The organism is Streptomyces endophytica (genome assembly GCF_026153355.1).
In the GTDB taxonomy this organism is placed as follows: Bacteria; Actinomycetota; Actinomycetes; order Streptomycetales; family Streptomycetaceae; genus Streptomyces; species Streptomyces endophytica.
Window position 1 is genome coordinate 5,167,920 of record NZ_CP110636.1, and the last position, 17,631, is coordinate 5,185,550.

General features: G+C 73.1%; 14 protein-coding genes and 1 pseudogene. 6 read left to right on the plus strand and 9 right to left on the minus strand.

Features of this window, described 5'->3' with window-relative positions:
- Positions 1–67 precede the first annotated feature (67 nt).
- A complete protein-coding gene (locus OJ254_RS23115) occupies positions 68–2,056 on the plus strand; it encodes an ABC transporter permease (RefSeq protein WP_265363863.1) in 1,989 nt (662 codons plus the stop codon).
- Between the two features lie 22 nt (positions 2,057–2,078).
- Here the strand turns inward: OJ254_RS23115 and OJ254_RS23120 are convergent, their stop codons facing one another.
- From OJ254_RS23120 to OJ254_RS23150, 7 genes are all read right to left on the minus strand, one after another.
- Positions 2,079–2,528: a nitroreductase family deazaflavin-dependent oxidoreductase gene (locus tag OJ254_RS23120; RefSeq protein ID WP_265363864.1), complete on the minus strand. Its 450-nt coding sequence runs from the start codon at positions 2,526–2,528 to the stop codon at positions 2,079–2,081.
- 325 nt (positions 2,529–2,853) lie between these two features.
- Entirely contained in the window at positions 2,854–4,338 is a 1,485-nt protein-coding gene (locus OJ254_RS23125) for a SulP family inorganic anion transporter (protein WP_265363865.1), read from the minus strand.
- Positions 4,339–4,355: 17 nt separating this feature from the next.
- The gene (locus OJ254_RS23130) at positions 4,356–4,958 is read right to left on the minus strand and encodes a carbonic anhydrase (RefSeq protein ID WP_265363866.1); all 603 of its coding nucleotides are present in this window, start codon (positions 4,956–4,958) and stop codon (positions 4,356–4,358) included.
- Positions 4,959–5,615: 657 nt separating this feature from the next.
- A complete protein-coding gene (locus tag OJ254_RS23135) occupies positions 5,616–6,899 on the minus strand; it encodes an MFS transporter (protein WP_265363867.1) in 1,284 nt (427 codons plus the stop codon).
- Positions 6,900–6,912: 13 nt separating this feature from the next.
- Positions 6,913–7,425: a glycine-rich domain-containing protein gene (locus OJ254_RS23140; RefSeq protein ID WP_265363868.1), complete on the minus strand. Its 513-nt coding sequence runs from the start codon at positions 7,423–7,425 to the stop codon at positions 6,913–6,915.
- Between the two features lie 50 nt (positions 7,426–7,475).
- A complete protein-coding gene (locus OJ254_RS23145; protein ID WP_265363869.1) occupies positions 7,476–8,714 on the minus strand; it encodes a phenylacetate--CoA ligase family protein in 1,239 nt (412 codons plus the stop codon).
- A gap of 136 nt (positions 8,715–8,850) precedes the next feature.
- A complete protein-coding gene (locus tag OJ254_RS23150; RefSeq protein WP_261952940.1) occupies positions 8,851–9,006 on the minus strand; it encodes a hypothetical protein in 156 nt (51 codons plus the stop codon).
- A 366-nt stretch (positions 9,007–9,372) separates the two neighbouring features.
- Between OJ254_RS23150 and OJ254_RS23155 the strand changes: the two genes are divergently transcribed.
- Entirely contained in the window at positions 9,373–11,235 is a 1,863-nt protein-coding gene (locus OJ254_RS23155) for a hydrogenase maturation protein (protein ID WP_265363870.1), read from the plus strand.
- Here the strand turns inward: OJ254_RS23155 and OJ254_RS31160 are convergent.
- Positions 11,190–11,855: pseudogene (locus OJ254_RS31160) on the minus strand (winged helix-turn-helix domain-containing protein); the annotation flags it as partial. The gene OJ254_RS23155 and the pseudogene OJ254_RS31160 sit on opposite strands and share 46 nt — an antisense overlap.
- Before the next feature lie 780 nt (positions 11,856–12,635).
- Between OJ254_RS31160 and OJ254_RS23165 the strand changes: the two are divergent.
- From OJ254_RS23165 to OJ254_RS23175, 3 genes are all read left to right on the plus strand, one after another.
- Positions 12,636–13,598 carry a hypothetical protein gene (locus tag OJ254_RS23165; protein WP_265363871.1) on the plus strand — a complete coding sequence of 321 codons (963 nt, stop codon included), beginning with the start codon at positions 12,636–12,638 and terminating at the stop codon, positions 13,596–13,598.
- A 119-nt stretch (positions 13,599–13,717) separates the two neighbouring features.
- Positions 13,718–15,169, plus strand: coding sequence for an amino acid permease (locus OJ254_RS23170; RefSeq protein WP_265365274.1), 1,452 nt, complete (start codon positions 13,718–13,720; stop codon positions 15,167–15,169).
- Positions 15,170–15,255: 86 nt separating this feature from the next.
- Entirely contained in the window at positions 15,256–16,110 is an 855-nt protein-coding gene (locus OJ254_RS23175) for a GNAT family N-acetyltransferase (RefSeq protein WP_265363872.1), read from the plus strand.
- A 40-nt stretch (positions 16,111–16,150) separates the two neighbouring features.
- On the opposite strand, the gene OJ254_RS23180 is transcribed toward OJ254_RS23175, so the two are convergent.
- Positions 16,151–16,657, minus strand: a complete 507-nt coding sequence (locus OJ254_RS23180; RefSeq protein ID WP_265363873.1) for a DinB family protein — start codon at positions 16,655–16,657, stop codon at positions 16,151–16,153.
- A 133-nt stretch (positions 16,658–16,790) separates the two neighbouring features.
- On the opposite strand from OJ254_RS23180, the gene OJ254_RS23185 reads away from it, so the two are divergent.
- Complete coding sequence (locus tag OJ254_RS23185; RefSeq protein ID WP_265363874.1) at positions 16,791–17,621, plus strand: glycoside hydrolase family 16 protein; 831 nt, start codon at positions 16,791–16,793, stop codon at positions 17,619–17,621.
- Positions 17,622–17,631 lie beyond the last annotated feature (10 nt).

Genomic DNA, 17,631 nt, shown 5'->3' on the forward strand with positions numbered 1-17,631 from the left:
CCCGTGCGCGCCACCATGGCCGGCCCACCCCGGCCGGCCCGACCCCGCCCCGACCCCAGGACCGACGATGAGACGCTCCCGCACCCCCGCCGGGCCCGCGGCCGCCCGGCGCCGCACGCCCGGCGCCCGTACCCCGGCCGCGCTCGCCGTGCCCGCGCTGGTCGCCGTCGCGTTCCTGCTGATGCCGCTGCTCGGCATCCTCGCCCGGACCACCTGGAGCGACCTCGGCACCCATCTGACCAGTCCCGGCGTCACCGAGGCGCTCGGCCTCTCCCTGCTGGTCTCCTTCTGGGCCCTGGGACTTTCGCTGCTGCTCGGCGTGCCGCTGGCCTGGCTGCTGGCCCGGGTCAGCTTCCCCGGCAAGGCGGTGGTCCGCTCGCTGGTGCTGCTGCCGATGGTGCTGCCGCCGACCGTCGGCGGTGTGGCCCTGCTGCTCGGCTTCGGCCGCCGCGGACTGCTCGGCCCCTGGCTGGAGGACACCTTCGGCATCGTCCTGCCGTTCCACACCTCGGGCGCGGTGGTCGCCGCCACCTTCGTCGCCATGCCGTTCCTCATCATCAGCCTGGAGGGCACGCTCGCCGGCCTGCGCCCCAGTTACGAGGAGACCGCGGCCTCGCTCGGCGCGTCCCCGGTCCGGGTCTTCGCCACCGTCACCCTGCCCATGGTCGCCCCCGGCCTGGCCGCCGGCGCGGCGCTCACCTGGGCCCGCGCGCTCGGCGAATTCGGCGCCACGATCACCTTCGCCGGGAATCTGCCCGGCACCACCCAGACCCTCCCGCTCCAGGTCTACCTGCTGCTCCAGGACTCCCCGGAAGCCGCCACCTCGGTCTCCCTGCTGCTGCTCGTCATCGCCATGGCCGTGCTGATCTGCCTGCGCGGCCGCTGGACCGGCGCGCTGCCCGCCGGCCGCGCCCCGCGCCCCGCGCCGGCCGCCGACGAGACCGAGCCGTCCGGAACCGACGGCGGCGGTCCGCGCATGGTGACGGAGCGTCAGGAGGCCGCCGTGGAACCGCACCCGGAACGCTGGCCGCTGCACGCCGAGGTCACCGGCTTCACCGCGCTGACCCTGGAGGCCGCGCCCGGCACCACCATCGCGGTCGTCGGCCCCAACGGCGCCGGCAAGACCACCCTGCTGCGCGCCCTGCTCGGCCTCACCCCGCGCGCCCACGCCACCCTGCGCCTCGGCGACGCCGACGTCACCGCCCTGCCCCCGCACCGCCGCGGCGTCGCCTGGGTCCCCCAGGACGGCGCGCTCTTCCCGCACCTCAGCGCCCTGGGCAACACCGCCTACGGACTGCGCGCGCAGCGCGTCCCGCGCGCCGAGGCCCGCCGCGCCGCCCAGGAGTGGCTCGACCGGCTCGGCGTCGGCCACCTCGCCCACCGCCGGCCCGCCCAGCTCTCCGGCGGCCAGGCCCAACGCGTCGCGCTGGCCAGGGCCCTGGCCGCCCGCCCCCGTCTGCTGCTGCTCGACGAACCGCTGGCCGCCCTCGACCAGACCACCCGGGCCCACGTCCGGCACGCGCTGCGCGGCCATCTCGCGGGCTTCGACGGGGTCTGCCTGATCGTCACCCACGACCCCGTCGAGGCGGTCTCGCTCGCCCACCGGGTCCTCGTCCTCGACGACGGCCGCGCCCTCCAGGACGCCCCGCCCGCCGAGGTCACCCGGCACCCCCGCTCGCCCTGGGTCGCCCGGATGCTGGGCCGCAACGCCTGGCCCGGCACCGCCACCGGCGACGGCCTCGCGCTCGCCGGCGGCGGGCACCTCGTCGTCGCCGACCGCCTGCCCGAGGGCGCCCGGGCGCTGGCCGTGATCGCCCCCGAGGCGGTCTCCGTCCACCTCGACAAGCCGGCCGGCAGCCCGCGCAACGTCTGGTCCGGCACCGTACGGGAGATCACCTCGGCCGGCAGCCGGCTGCGGATCCTCATCACCTCGCCGCACGCCCCCGACCTCGTCGCCGAGATCACCCCGTCCGCCGCCCTCGAACTCGGCCTGGCCGACGGGGTGCCGGTGTGGACCGGCATCAAGGCCACCGAGGTCTCGCTCGTGACGCTCTAGCGGACGTCGGGGCCCCGCCGCCTCAGCCGTGTGCCGTGGCCGCCGGCTCCAGGACGAACACCGGGATCTCGCGGGCCGTCTTCTTCTGGTAGGCGTCGTAATCGGGGAACGCCTCGACCGCCCGCCCCCACCACACGGCCTTCTCCTCGCCGGTGACCTCACGGGCCGTCATGTCCCGGCGGACCGGGCCGTCCTGGAGCTCCACCCGGGGGTCGGCGACCACGTTGTGGTACCAGAGGGGGTTCTTGGGCGCGCCGCCCAGGGACGCCACCACGGCGTACGTCCCCTCGTGCTCCACCCGCATCACCGGGGACTTGCGGATCCGGCCGCTCCGGGCGCCGCGGGTGGTCAGGACCACGACCGGCAGCCCCCGGATCGTCGTGCCCCGTCTCCCGCCGGAGCTCTCGTACTCCTCGACCTGCTCCCGCACCCACGGCGTCGGGCTCGGTTCGTACTCACCCTGAAGAGGCATCCGCCCGTCCTCTCTCCCTGCACGGCGGCGATGACACCGGCCGCGGCGCCCTTCGGCCCGCGGCCGCCCTGACCTTCGCTCAACAACCGCGGCGGACGCAATCATCCCGGCCGCCCCGTCGTGTCCCGCCGGACCGTCTCCGACGGCCTGCCCACGTACGCGGCCGTCCCGCCAGCGGTGGTGGCGGGTGGTCGCCGCCCCTGCTCTCCGGCGCCGCCTGTGCGCCCTCGGGGCGGTCCGGGCCCGGTGGACCGAAGGGACATGACGACGGGCCCGGCCCGCACACCGTCCGGTGCGCGAACCGGGCCCCGAGGCCAGTCGGATGTCAGGACACCAGTTCCACCGCGCGGCGGCTCCGGCGGTGCTGCTCGGCCCAGTTGGTCAGCGCCGCCTCACAGGCGTGGTCGAGATGGCGCAGGCCGCCGAGGTCCAGTTCGACGTCCCGGTGGGCGGGCAGCGCGTCGAGCTGGTCCAGGATCTTGGGCAGCCGCAGGAACGTGGCGTTGCCGACCGCCCGCACCACCACCGGCTGCCCGGCGTCGTCCGGGGTGTGGATGTCCAGGTGGACGTGCGAGGTCTCCCAGGCCGTCTTCGCGATCGCCAGCAGCAGACCGATCAGCACCCCCTCGAACATGTTGACCGTGACGATGGCCAGCGCGGTGACCAGCAGCACCACGGCCTCCCCGCGGTGCTCGCGCCACAGCGGCCGCCACGACTTCAGCGGCAGCAGCTTCCAGCCCGCGTGGATCAGTACGCCCGCCAGCGCCGCCACCGGGACGATGCCCAGCGCGGCCGGGAACGCCGCCGCGAAGACCAGCAGCCAGACGCCGTGCAGCACCCGCGACGCCTTGGTCCGCGCACCGGCCTGGACGTTGGCGGCACTGCGTACGATCACCGCGGTCATCGGCAGCGCGCCGAGCAGGCCGCAGACGGTGTTGCCGGCGCCCTGGGCCATCAGCTCCTTGTCGTAGTCGGTCTTCGGCCCGTCGTGCAGCCGGTCCACCGCCGCCGCGCTGAACAGCGACTCGGCGGAGGCGATCAGCGCGAAGGCGAGCACGGTGCCCAGCACCCCGACCTCGGTGAGCCGGCTCAGGTCCGACATGCCCGGTGGCTGGATCGCGTCCAGCAGCCCGCTGACCCGGACCCGGGCGACCGGCAGGTCCAGTGCCCAGACCGTGGTGGTGGCGAGCGCCACCGCGACCAGCGGCGCCGGGAGCACCCGGGCGCCGCGCCGCCAGCGCGGCCACAGGACCAGCACGGCGATGGTCCCGGCGCCGACCGCGAGCGCGGACAGCGCGGTGCCCGAGCCGACGGTGGCGGTGACCAGCGCCGGCACGCCGCCGATGTTGGCCAGTCCGCTGCCGGGAGCCTTGGCGTCCGTGAGGGCGTAGAGCTGGCCGGCGATCAGCACCAGGCCGATGCCCGCCAGCATGCCCTGCACGACGGCGACCGAGATCGCCCGGAACCAGCGCCCCAACTTCAGGGCGCCCATGGCCAGTTGGAGCACCCCGGCCGCCAGCACCAGGGCGCCCAGCGCCCCGAGGCCGTACTCCTTGACGGCCTCGAAGACCAGCACCGTCAGACCCGCGGCCGGGCCGCTGACCTGCAGGCTGCTGCCGGGCAGCAGCCCGGTGAGCAGACCGCCGACGACACCGGTGACCAGGCCCAGTTCGGCCGGTACGCCGGAGGCCACGGCCACCCCGACGCACAGCGGGACGGCCACCAGGAAGACCACCAGGGAGGCGGTGAAGTCGGCCCGGAAAGACGCTGCGCGGGAAGGTGTCGCACGGGAGGAGAGCAGTCGCTTCATCGTCGTCACCCCCGCGCTCACAGTGGAAGGAACAGGTCGGAGGCCGGGTGGTGGGCCGCGACCAGGCCGGTGTGCACTTCGTAGAACCAGCCGTGCAGGTTCACCTCGCCGGCCGCCAGCCGCTCCCGCACGCAGGGGTAGGCGCGCAGCCGGTCGACCTGCTGGCGCACGTGCTGCTGCACGGCGGCGGAGACCGTGGGCTCGGGATCCTCGGGCAGTTCGTCGGAGAGCGCCTGGGCCAGCCAGTCGCGCACGGCCGGCGCGCCGGTCAGGTCCTCGCCGCGGGCCTTGGCGCCGACCGCGCCGCAGTGCGAATGACCGCACACCACGATGTCGGCGACCCGCAGCACCCGCATCGCGTACTCGATGGTGGCGGCTTCCGCGCAGGCCGCCATGTCCTCGCGGTAGACGGGCACGGCGTTGCCGGCGGTGCGCAGTTCGAACAGTTCGCCCGGACGCGCCCCGGTGATCAGGGACGGGACGACGCGGGAGTCGGAGCAGGTGATGAAGAGGGCGAGGGGGGACTGGCCGGCCGCGAGCCGACCGTAGGTCTCCTGCTCCTCGCGCCGCTCGGCGATACGGGCCGTCAGGCCCCGGGCATGCTGGATGAAGGTCTCCACGAGGAGGTCTCCTGCTGATGAGTGGTGCCACTGTGGGGGTGGTGGCGGGAAAGTGCGGGATGCGGCCGGTGGAGCGAGCCACCACGGCCGCGCTCAGCAGCGGAAGACGCAGTGCAGGACGGGGAACGGGGCCGGTCTCGAAGCGGCCCGGGTGGAAGTGCCCGCGGCCGGGACGCCGGACCCGCCGGCGGAAGGCAGCGCAGGCCGGTCGGGGCCGGACGGCGGCAGCGGCCGGCCGGCGTGCCGGGGCACGCCGACGGAGGTGCGCGCGGTCCCCCGGGGGGCGCCGCGCTCGGCGTCCCGTTTGGTCTTCTCCTCGTTGGAGTCGGAACCGGGCTTGACGGCGGGCGGGGCGCCCGCGGGCGTGGCAGCGGGGCGGCGAACGTGGTGGTCGCATCGGCGCCGGCGGCCACCGCACCCAGCAGGAACGCCAGCACCACGGCGACGGCGATCAGCGGGACCCGGAGCAGGCCGCGCACCGGTATGCCGGGTGTGCCGCGGTCCTTCCGCATCCTCGTCCCCCGTCGCAGGTCCATGCGCCTACAGCCTTCCCTCATAGTGCAGCATCCAGGTTTCCGGCAGGAAAACGCGAAATGACGCCATGTTTCGAGATTTCTCCTGGTGCACTTGCGCACCACCCGTCGTGCGTACGGGAGTTCACGACCCTTCCGCGTCCGTACCTGCGGCCGCCGGCGCCCCGCGGACGGTGCGCGGCACCCGGGCCGACCAGCCCACGGCGGGCACGACCGCCAGCGCCAGAACCCCGCCGGCCAGCGCCAGGACCGGGTAACCGCCCGCCGCCACGACCAGCCCCGACGACAGCCCGCCGGCCGCACCGGCGCCCGCGATGCCGACGTCCACCAGGCCCTGGACCGCGGCCCGCCGCTCGGGCGGCAGCGCGTCGGTGACCAGGGCCGTGCCGCTGATCAGCCCGGCGTTCCAGCCCAGGCCGAGCAGCACCAGTGCCGTGGCGAGTTGCGGAACCGCGTGCGGCGGCGCCGTCGCGGCGAGCACACCGGCGGCCAGCAGCAGCGGGCCCGACGCGGCGGCGATCCACCGCCGGCCGTACCGGTCGACGAGCAGCCCGGTGAGCGGCGAGGGCAGGAACATGGCCGCCACGTGCAGCGCGATGACCAGCCCGGCGGCCTGCGGGTCCGACCCGTGGGCCAGCATGTGGACCGGCGTCATCGTCATCACCGCGATCATCACGAGCTGGGTGAGGACCATGACCGCGGTGCCGGCCGCCAGGCCGCGCCGCCGGGCGTCGCCCCACGGGGGGCCGCTCGCCGGGGCGGCGGCCGGTGGGGTGTCCGCCCCTTCCGGCGCGGCGGCCAGGCGCGCGGCCAGCCGGAGCGGGTCGGGCCGCAGCAGCGCGGCCAGCACCAGCGCCGCCGCGGCGAACGCCACGCAGGCCAGCAGGAACGGCCCGGCCAGCCGGGGAATGCCCCAGGACCGCGCCAGGTCACCGGTCCACGTCACCAGGTTGGGGCCGGCCACCGCGCCGAGCGTGGTGGCGAACAGCACCGTGCTCACCGCGCGCCCGCGCCGCTCGGGGGAGGCCAGGTCGGCGCCCGCGTACCGCGCCATCAGGTTGGTCGCGGTGCCGGCCCCGTAGACCAGCAGGGATGCGCACAGCAGCACGGCGCTCCCGGCGGCGGCCGCCGCGACCACCCCGAGGCTGCCCAGTGCTCCGGCGCCGTAGCCGAGGGCGAGGCCGGGGCGCCGGCCCCAGCGGCGGCACAGCCGGCCGATCACGGCCGCGCCGCCCGCGGCCCCGGCGGTGAACAGCGCACTGGGCACGCCCGCCAGCCCGGTGGAGCCGAACATCTCCTCGGCGAGGAGCGCCCCGACGGTGATGCCCGCGGCGAGCCCGGCCCCGCTGAGGACCTGGGCCACCACCAGGACGGCCAGGACGCGCCGTTGTTCCGGCCTTTCGCGCATGACCTGTGGTCCCCTATACCGGTGTCGGCGACTTCAGCGCCGCGATGTCCGCGAGCGGCATGCCCAGTTGCTCGTGGAGGAAGCGCACGATCGTCCAGTGCGGCAGCGCACCCTCGTCGAACGGCCCGAACTCGGCGCAGTACAACGGGATCCAGCGCAGCGCCTCTTCGAGGACCTGCTCGCGGCCCGGCTCCTGCTGATAGTCCTCGTAGGCGATGCTGCGGTGCTCGATGAAGTACCCCCCGGGCAGCCGCTGTTCGCACAGCGCGCGGTACTCCCGGGTCTGCAGGATGAGGTAGTGCCAGATCTCGTCGATGTCCTGCTCGACCGGGAGGAACAGGCCGCCGAGCCGGTCGCGGTACCGCGAGACGAGGAAGAGGTAGCGCAGGCATTCCGTGACCTGCCGCGCCACGAACTCCCGCGGTGCCTCGCTGCGGGCGGCGAAATGGTCGAGGACCTCGGTGTGCAGCGCCTCCCCGAGCAGTTCCCGGAGGGCGTCGGCGGACAGCGGCGGGCGGCTGGTCATGGGTCTCCTGTGCGGGTGCGGACGGGCAGGCGGAAGGGAGTGTGCGCGGATCAGTCGGCGTCGACGAGCCAGGCGTACTTCCCGGACTTCCCGATGGGGATGTGGGCGTGGTGCACCAGCCGGCAGCGCCGCCCGGTGAGCGCGCCGACGGCGTCCGCCAGCGCGGCGGACTCGGCGGCCCCGAGGGGGGTGCCGTGGAAGGTGGTGTACGCCAGCAGGGCCTCGGTGGGACCGGTCAGCTGCAGCTGGTAGACGAACACGTCCGGCGACAGCTCGCCGATGCACCGGTCGAGGTCGCCCTGGGCGACCGGCCCGTTCCGCATCGGCAGCAACTCCTTCCGGCGGCCGCAGAATTGGGCGATCCGGTCCGGGTCCGGCGTGCCGTCCAGGGTGCGCACGCAGTCGCCCGAGCGGTAGCGGATCAGCGGCATGAAGGGATTGCGCACGCTGGAGACGATGAGTTCGTGGATCGTGCTCTCCGGGGCGACCGGATGCAGTTCCACGCTCATCCCGTCGAGGTACGGCCGGTATCCGCCGCGCCGGTCGCTGAAGTAGAGGTAGCCGAGCTCGGTGCTGCCGAAGAGGTCGATGACCGGGCAGTCGAAGTGCTGTGCCAGGAAGCGGCGGACGTTGACCGGGGTGTACTCGTAGGCGTGGATGATGCTGGCGGGCGGCGGGAAGTCGTCCCACAGTCCCCACTCCCCGACCTTCCGCAGCAGATGCGCCAGGTGGTACCCGGAGCAGTCGAGGTGGTACGCGCCCTGCGGATGCGATGCCCGGGCCGCTTCGATCTCCCGGAGCATCCGTACGACCTCGTCGCGCTCCCACCCCGCGGGGTCGAGCCGCAGGTTGAGGTAGCAGGTGCGGTCGTCCAGCCACCGGTCCTCGAAGGAGGGCACCTGCGCCGGCGGGACGCCGCGCCGGGCCGCGCCGACCCGGGCCACGTGCTCGGTCGCCAGCACGGTGGTGAGCGAGACCCGCCGGCAGCCCGACTCCCAGGTCCCGGCGATGTCCGGATGCTCGCTCCACAGCCGGTAGTAGGAGTGCAGCAGGAAGTACGGGGGCCGGATCAGCTGCATCCGGGCGTGGTTGGTGCCGGTGGAGAGCACGTATTCCGCCTCGCCGGCCTCCAGGGCCGCGGCCAGCCGGGGGGTCATCCAGTTCTCGGGGAAGCCGCGGGCGATGTCCGGTTTGTCGAGGACCGGGAAATAGCCCTTCGCCAGCGATGCGCGGTAGAGCGGTATGTCGCGGATCTGCTCGATGACCTCGGCGGTCGGCTGACCATCCATGGAACCCTCGTCATGGCTCGGGGAGGAACGGGGAGTGCCCGCGGGGACGGGGCGCGGCGCCCGGGAGCGGGCCGGCGGCGGGGGAAGTGCCGCCGCCGTCCCTTGCTCCCGGGCGCCGGGGAGTGCCGGTGGACGATCAGGAGATACAGCCGGCCTTCGGCGCGGCGCTGATGCAGCCGGCCTTGGGTGCGGCGCTGATGCAGCCCTCCTTCGCCGCCTGTGCGGCGGAGTTGGCGGCCAGCCAGCTGCGCCACACGTCGTCCTGGGCCATCTTCTTGATGAGCTGCTCCATGGGAACCTCCGTGAGAGTGCGGAAGACGGTCCGGCATCAGCGCTGACCTGCGTCGATGCCGCACACCGAAAGTAAAAGGCTGGCCAAGCCAATGTCAATGAAAGGCAATGCCGGAACGGTGTCAGGCGGCCCCGGCGCGCCAACTTTGGCGGGATACCGCCGAGGTGAACGGAGCCCGGAACTACCTGACGGCCAGTCAGTCATCGGCGTGGCGGACGGGGGTTCGGCGGTCGGGTTGCGCCATACGGCCGTCGCCGAACGGGGGACCTGCCGGGCGGGCGCGCGGCGTACGGCCGTGCCCGGGGAACGCTCACCACCGGCCACCCCGGCCCACCGCACCGGTTGCCGCACCAGGGGAGTGAAGCTGTGCACATTCTGCTCATCGCCGGCGCCTTCAACAGCCTGACCCAGCGCGTCCACGCCGAACTAGGCGACCGCGGCCACCGGGTGGGCGTGGAACTGGTGACTCCGCGGACCCCGCTGCTCGACGTCGTACGCCGCCACGCCCCCGACCTGATCGTGGCGCCGATGCTCACCACGGCCGTTCCCCGGGAGGTGTGGTCCGCCCACACCTGTCTGATCGTGCACCCCGGCCCGGTCGGCGACCGCGGCCCGTCCTCCGTGGACTGGGCGGTGCACCTGGGCGCGGACGCCTGGGGTGTGACCGTCCTGCAGGCCAACGCCGAGATGGACGCCGGCGACATCTGGGCCTCGGCGAGCTGCCCGGTCCCCGCGGTGGGTAAGAGCGACCTGTACCGCAACGAGATCGCCGACGCGGCCGTCGAGGCGGTGCTCACCGCCGTCGAGCGCTTCGCCTCCGGCACCCACCGCCCGCAGCCCCAGGCCGGCCTGCCCGCCGGCGCGCGCCCCGGCCGGCCCCGGCCGCCGTTCCGCCAGGACCTGCGCCGGATCGACTGGGGCTCCGACTCCACCGCCACCGTCGTACGCACGCTCCGTGCCGCCGATTCCCGCCCCGGCGTACGGGACGAACTCCTCGGCGACACCTGGATGTTGCACGGCGGCCACCCCGAGGACACCCTGCGCGGGCGGCCGGGTGAACTTCTCGCCACCCGGTGCGGCGCGATCTGCCGGGCGACGGCCGACGGCGCGGTGTGGATCCCCGAACTCCGGGCGCCGCGCCGGCCGGGGGAGCCCGGCACCGTCAAGCTCCCCGCCACCCTCGCACTGGGCGACCGCCTGCCGCCGCTCCCCGAGCTCCCGGCACCACTCGACCGGGGCGAGGCGCCCCGTACCTGGAGCGACATCCGCTACCGCGAGGAGGGCCCGGCGGGATTCCTGGAGTTCTCCTTCCCGGGCGGGGCGATGAGCACCGACCACTGCCGGCGGCTGCTCGCCGCCTACCGCCACGCCTGCACCCGGCCCACGTCGGTGCTGGTCCTCGGCGGACGCCGGGACTTCTTCTCCAACGGCATCCACCTCAACGTGATCGAGGCCGCGGCCGACCCCGCCGAGGAGTCCTGGGCCAACCTCAACGCCATGGACGACCTGGTGGAGGCCGTGCTGACCACCACCGACCGGCTGGTGGTCGCCGCGCTCGGCGGCAACGCCGCGGCCGGCGGGGTGATGCTGGCGCTCGCCGCCGACGAGGTGTGGTGCCGCTCGGCCGCGGTGCTCAACCCGCACTACCGGCTGATGGGGCTCTACGGCTCGGAGTACTGGACCTACACCCTGCCCCGCCGGGCCGGGCGCGAGGCGGCCGAACGGCTCACCACCCGCGCCCTGCCGGTCACCGCCGCGACCGGGCAGCGGCTCGGACTGGTGGACCGGACCGTCGACTGTGCCGCGCGGGACTTCACGGACCGGACCACCGAACTGGCGCGGCGGCTGGCGGCCTCGCCGGCGGTCCAGCCGCGGATCGCCGCCAAGAAGGACGCCCGGGAGCGGGACGAGGCGGAGCGGCCGCTCGCCGCCTACCGGGAGCACGAACTCGCCCGTATGCACCGGATCTTCTTCGACCCGGACCAGCCGTACCACGCCCTGCGCCGGGCGTTCGTCCGCAAGGAGCCCTCGGACGGCACCCCGGCGCACCTCAACCCGGCCGCTTCCGCGGGGGTTGAGGTACGGCGCCGGGGTGCCGGCCGTCGTCAGGGCGCGGGGTGGTACTTGTATCCGATGCCGAAGACCGTGCGGATCGAATCGCGCAGGCCCGGCCCCAGACGGCGGCGCAGCCGGGCGATGTGCACGTCCACGGTGCGGGTGCTCGACTGACAGCTCGGCCAGACCGCGGCCATCAGCTGCTCCCGGGTGAAGGCCCGCTGGGGATGCCGGACGAGGTGCGCGAGCAGGTCGAATTCGAGTTTTGGCAGGCCGAGTTGGCGGCCCTTGATGAAGACCGTGCGGGCCGCGTTGTCGATCTGGATCGGCTCCGGGCGGGAGGCCGGCCCGGCCGCCGGCTCCCCGGAACGGGGCGGGTTCTCACCGGGCGGGGCCAGGATGATGTGCACCTCGTCCGAGGGCAGCCGGTGCACGGAGACGGGCTCCAGGGCGTGCAGGGTCAGTTGCCAGGTGCCGTCCGGGAGACGGTCGACCGCCAGGGGTGGCCCTTCGCCGGGCCCGGCCATGACCGGTCGGCCGAAGTCGGCGTCCGGTCGCAACGCAAGCGGGGTCGTCGAGGAGTTCATAAACATGATCTGGGCCCATTCCTCTTGCAAAGCAGGCGTGTACGGACAGACATGGCGGTGCTCGACGTTCGAAGGGTGCTGAGGTGCTGTGCAGCCATCGCGACGTTCATTCCGGTGGTGGGGCGTGGTGGCGAACACGCACGTGGGAGGCGGCTGCGCCCAACGGGGGCAATCGCTCCGTCCGTGCACAAGAACGTTCGCGCCCATGCCCGTACTCGGCCATGACGTGGTGCGTGGCCACGGCCTCCGGTCGGGACGAACGCTACATGTGATCGCGCGCTTCCGGAAAGTAGCTTCCGCTAATTTCGGTTGCTCTTGGGTCGAATCCGTGCTTGCGGTGCGTCAACTCCCTTGGGGCGTCGGGTGGGTGGTGACCGGCGCGGAGTGCCGTTTCGTTCAACGAAGGTGCGAAAAACTGCCGGAACCTGAGGGACCGTCATCAGCGTGGGAGTCGTTTGCGCCTGGAAGTGCGCCGTGAAGAGGCCCGGAGCGGCACGCGTACCGCGCTCGCGACGACTTCCCGGTCCGGGAACCGGTCTCCGCCCGGCATGGCCGGAAATCGCGGGCGAACTGGCCGAGAGGTGCGGGCCGTCGGCGCACAAGGTGCCCGGTCCGACGGGGCGGCGGCCGGCGCGGGGAGCGGACGGGGAGTCGTGCGCGATACGGAGGGGTAGGGCGTCGATGGCCTCCGCTTGTGGAGGGTGGGTGAACGCCCGAATATGCCAATTAAATGCGCTGGGGCTGAACGAGGCTCAAAGAGAAGGGGTCCTGAGGAAGTTGGCCGGAAAGTGGTTTCCTTTTCAATCTCTTTCTCTTCGACCAGAGCAAAAGGGTGCGGAACCAGATATTCCAGGCGACTGTTTTCCTGGTGAGTTGATGATGAGTAGGGTGTGGCCCGCTGCTGCTCGACCGGTGGCAGGACCAGCTGAATTCGGCGCGGCTGGAATGCGGTGTGGCGGATGACGCCTTCGTGACCGGGAGGGGACCATGGCGGCCGGCTCATTCGAGGGGCAGTACGTGTGGAGTCCGGCGGCCGACGACCGGGCGCTGGCCCGGGCCTGCATGGACGTCACCGCCGGGCGGTACCTGAGCGCACACGACGTCCTCAAGGAGACCCGCGACGATTTCGAGGTCCGCGCCCACCGCTCGCTCGTCCTGGCCTCCGTCGCCGCCGACTCGGACCTCGCCGAACGCTGGCTGGCCGAGGAGCCCGGCCCGGAGGCCGCCCTGCTGTGGGCCCGGGTGGCCATGGTCCGGGCGCTGCGCATGGCCGACGCCGGCGCGGCCGACCGGCGGCAGGGCGCGCTGGCGCGGATCGCCCGGACGGCGTGCGACCGGGCCGCGAAACTGCTGCCCGAGGACCCCACCCCCTGGGTCGCCCAGCTGGCGCTGACCCGTCTCGACCGCCCCCTGGACCCCGCGCCGCAAGGGCTGCTGACCGCACCGCCCGGTCCCTGGTACCTCTTCGCCCACATCCTCCGGCTCGACCCCTGGCACCGTGAGGCCCACCACCGCTTCCTGTCCTTCTTCTTCCCCCGCTACGGCGGTGCCTCCAGCGCGAGCTGGGACGTGGCCGCCTTCCTCAGCCAGCGGGCGCCGGCCACCTCGGCGCTGCGGCTGCTGCCCCTGGTGGCCCTGGTCGAGGACTACGTCCCCGGGGCGCCGCTCGCCGATCGCACCTGGGAACAGCCCCAGTGGATCAGCACGGCGCTCGGCATCTACCGCAATTGGCTGCCTCAGGTGTCCGGATACCGTTTCACGCCGGTACTCGATCTGGCCTATCTGGCGCATGCGTTGTACATGGCGAAACACGAATTCGAGGCGCGTGAAGTCCTCACCGCGATGGGGCCGTACGCCTCCCGCATGCCCTGGAGCGCATTCGGCGACCCGGCGGAGCAATTGTCGAAAGCCAGACGTTCCTGCGGTCTCCCGGTACCGCACGACACATGATGCGGAAAACTCCCCCCAGAAAGGTTGCGGTTGTGTCCGAGCGCACGTCAATAACCCGCTCGAAATCCCCCCACGCGGTCGACCCGGCCACCCTCGACGATGACGCCACACTGCACGCCATGGGCTATCCGCGGAAACTCACCCGGAGATTCCGCGCGTTCGACAATTTCGCCATCTCGTTCACCATCATCAACATCATCTCCGGGATCTTTTCGTCCTTCGGATTCGGCATGACCGCGGGCGGCCCGCGGATCCTCGTCTTCGGCTGGATCGGTGTGTCGGTCATGGTGCTGTTCGTCGGCGCCGCGATGGGCGAGATCGCCTCCGCCTACCCGACCAGCGGCGCGCTCTACTTCTCGGCCGGCAAGCTGGCCAAGCGGCACCAGGGCGCCTGGTCCTGGTACACCGGCTGGCTGAACTTCGTGGGCCAGGTCGGCGGGACCGCGGCCACCAACTTCGCGGCCGCCACCTTCATCCAGGCCTTCATCGCGATGCAGTGGCCGTCCTACACACCGACGCCGCAGCAGACCGTGCTCATCACCGCCGCCATCCTGCTCGTCCAGGCACTGGCGAACACGTATACCGTCCGGCTGGTTGCACTGGTGAACCGGATTTCCGTCTGGTGGCTGCTGATCGGCATGGTGGTGATCGTCGGCGCGCTCACCTTCGTTCCGGACCATCACCAATCGCCCGCGTTCGCCACCCACTTCGTCAACAACACCGGCTTCACCAACGCGATGTACGGCGGAATGCTGGGACTGCTCGTCACCAGCTGGACCTTCACCGGTTTCGACGGCAGTTTCCACATGTCCGAAGAAACCGTGAAGGCGACGGTCAACGCGCCCCGCGGCATCATGCGGGCCATCACCTGCTCCGCGATCACCGGGCTGCTCCTGATGCTCGCCCTGGTCTATGCGATTCGCGACTACCGGCACGCGGCGGGCGCCGAGGCGCCGCCGGTGCAGATTCTCATCGACGCGCTCGGCCAAAGCACTGCCAAGTTCCTGCTGTTGATCGTCATCGGCGCGATGCTGTTCTGCGGTCTCGCCAACATGACCAGCAATACCCGGCAGATCTTCGCGTTCTCCCGGGACGGGGCGATGCCCGGCTCCCGCTGGTGGCATTCGGTGTCGGCGCGCACCCGCACGCCCGTCAAGGCGGTCTGGCTCGCGGCGGCCTGCCCGCTCGTGCTGGTGGTGCCCGGCTGGTGGTCGCACACCGCCTTCACCGCGGTGGTGAGCGTCAACGTCGTCGGGCTGTTCCTCGCCTACGCCGTGCCGATCTTCCTGCGGCTGCGGCTCGACGACTTCCAGGCCGGGCCGTGGCACCTGGGCCGCTACGGCAAGCCGGTCGCGGCGATCGCGGTGATCTGGATCCTGATCAGCAACGTGCTGTTCATGCTGCCGCAGGCGTCCCCGATCACCCCCGCCTCCTTCAACTACGCGCCCCTCGCCCTGGCCGTGGTGCTCGTCATCGCCACCGTCTGGTGGTTCGCCACCGCCCGCCGGCGCTTCCAGGGCCCGGTCAGCTACGGCCGCCCGGACGAGGTCGCCGCGATGGACCTCGTCTAGGGCCTGGCCGCACAGCACACCCGGGCCCCGGGGCCCGCCGCCGCCCCCACCCCGCTGCCCCACCGGAAGGGAACCGATCACCCGTCATGCCTGCCACCGACGAACTCACCGTCACCACCGCCACGCCCCACGACTGGCAGCAGGTGGTGCAGTGGGCCGCCGACGAGGAGTGGAACCCCGGCCGCGACGACACCGCCTGCTTCCACCCCACCGACCCGGACGGCTTCTTCCTGGGCCGCCGCGGCACCCGGCCCGTCTCCGCCGTCTCCGTCGTCAACTACTCGGCGTCCTACGCCTTCCTCGGCTACTACCTCGTCCACCCCGACCTGCGCGGGCAGGGACTGGGCCTGGCGACCTGGCGCGCCGCCGTCCCGCACGCCGGCACCCGGACCGTCGGCCTCGATGCCGTCCCGGCCCAGCAGGCCACCTACCGGCGCGCCGGATTCACCCCCGCCCACGAGACCATCCGCTACGGCGGGCGGCCGGTCCGCAACGGCACCCCGCCGCCCGAGGTCGTCCCCGTCACCGGCTCCCACCTCGACGCGCTCGCCGCCTACGACCGGCGCTGCTTCCCCGCCGACCGGCGCGGCTTCGTCACCCGCTGGCTGACCGCCCCCGGCCACACCGCCCGGGCGTACCTGCGGGACGGCGAGATCGCGGGTTACGGCGTGCTGCGACCGGCCCGCACCGGCCACCGCATCGGCCCGCTCTTCGCCGACACCGACCGGGTCGCCGAGGCGCTCTTCGACGCCCTGACGGCCACCCTCGCCCCCGCCGACGAGGTCGCCCTCGACATCCCCGGCCCCCGGACCGGCGCCCATGCCCTGGCCACCGGCCGCGGCCTGACCCCCCGGTCCCACACCCTCCGCATGTACACCGGCCCGGTCCCTCCGACGGACCAGCACCGCACGTACGGCGTAACGAGCCTGGAACTGGGCTGACCGTCCGCCGGGCGCCCCGCCCAGGGGGCGCCCGGACGGTTCAGGCGCCCACGGTGCCGTCGATGCCCTCGCGGAGGAAGTCCGCGTGGCCGTTGTGGCGGGCGTATTCGTGGATGAGGTGGTGCATGACCAGGCGGAGCGAGACGTGCTCGCCCCAGCGGGGCTGGTAGCCGGTGACGTCGAGGGAGGGGGCCTGCTGCTCGATGCGGCGGGCGTGCGCCACCTCCTCCTGCCAGACGGCGAACGCCTCGGCCCCGGTGGAGCCGTCCGGGTCGTAGGCCGCCTGGTAGTCGCCCTCGGCGGACCAGACGAGTGGGATGTCCTCGCCGTTGATCACCCGGCGGAACCACGTGCGCTCCACCTCGGCCATATGGCGTACCAGGCCGAGCAGCGTGAGCGTGGAGGGCGGCATCGAGCGGCGGCGCAGGTCCTCGTCGGACAGGCCCTCGGCCTTCATGGTGAGGGTCGCGCGGTGGAAGTCGAGGAAGGCGCGCAGGGTCTCCCGTTCGCCGGCGCGTACGGGCGGGGAGATGCGTTCGGTGGTCATGCCGGTCCTTCGGGAGGGGTGCGGGCGGGGAGGCGGCCAGGGCTTCGGGGCGGCGGAGCGGGAAAGTAGCGGAGCGTCCCGGTCTGGGGGACGATCTTCGTGAGTGCTCCGTAGCGCGCCGGGGAGGCGGCCGATGGGATCTTCCCGAGTGGTGCGGGCCGCCGCAAGCCTTTTTCTGGCGGTCGCCCTCGCCGCGGGCTGCGCCCATGACGGCGGATCGCGCGTCCCGCCGCCGAGCCCGCCGCCCCCCGGGCCCTGGCACACGGTCTTCGCCGACGACTTCCACGGCGACCGGCTCAACCCGGCCCGGTGGACGACGTGTTACGACTGGAACCAGGGCGGGTGCACCAACCGCGGCAACGACGAGCTCCAGTGGTACCGGCCCGGGCAGGTCTCGGTCGGCGGCGGCCGGCTCACCCTCACCGCCCGGCGGCGGGCGACCCGGGGTACGGACGGCCGCGACTACCCCTGGACCTCGGGCATGGTCTCCACCGGCCGCAGCTCCTGGAACGCCCGCCCGCGCGCCGTCTTCACCTACGGCTACTTCGAGGCGTCGGTGCGCATCCCCGGGCAGGGCGGGATGCTGCCGGCCTTCTGGCTGATGCCGGCCTCGCGGTTCACGCCGCCGGAGATCGACATCGCGGAGGTGCTGGAGATGCCCCGGTGGATCGACATGACGGTGCACTGGCGGGGCCCGGACGGCAAGGAAAAGGCGACCGCGGGGAGTTTCGGACCGGTGGACTTCCCGGCCGGTCACCACGTGTTCGCGCTGAACTGGGAACGCGACGCGCTCACCTGGTACATCGACGGTGAGCTCAGGTTCCGGGTGACCGATCCCGCGAAGATCCCGCACGTGCCGATGGAGCTGCTGTTCACCCTCGCGGTCGGCTACCCCGAGCTCCCGCCGCCGGGCGTGCACACGGCCCGGATGTCGGTGGACTGGGTGCGGGTCTGGCAGCACTGAGCCGGTCGCG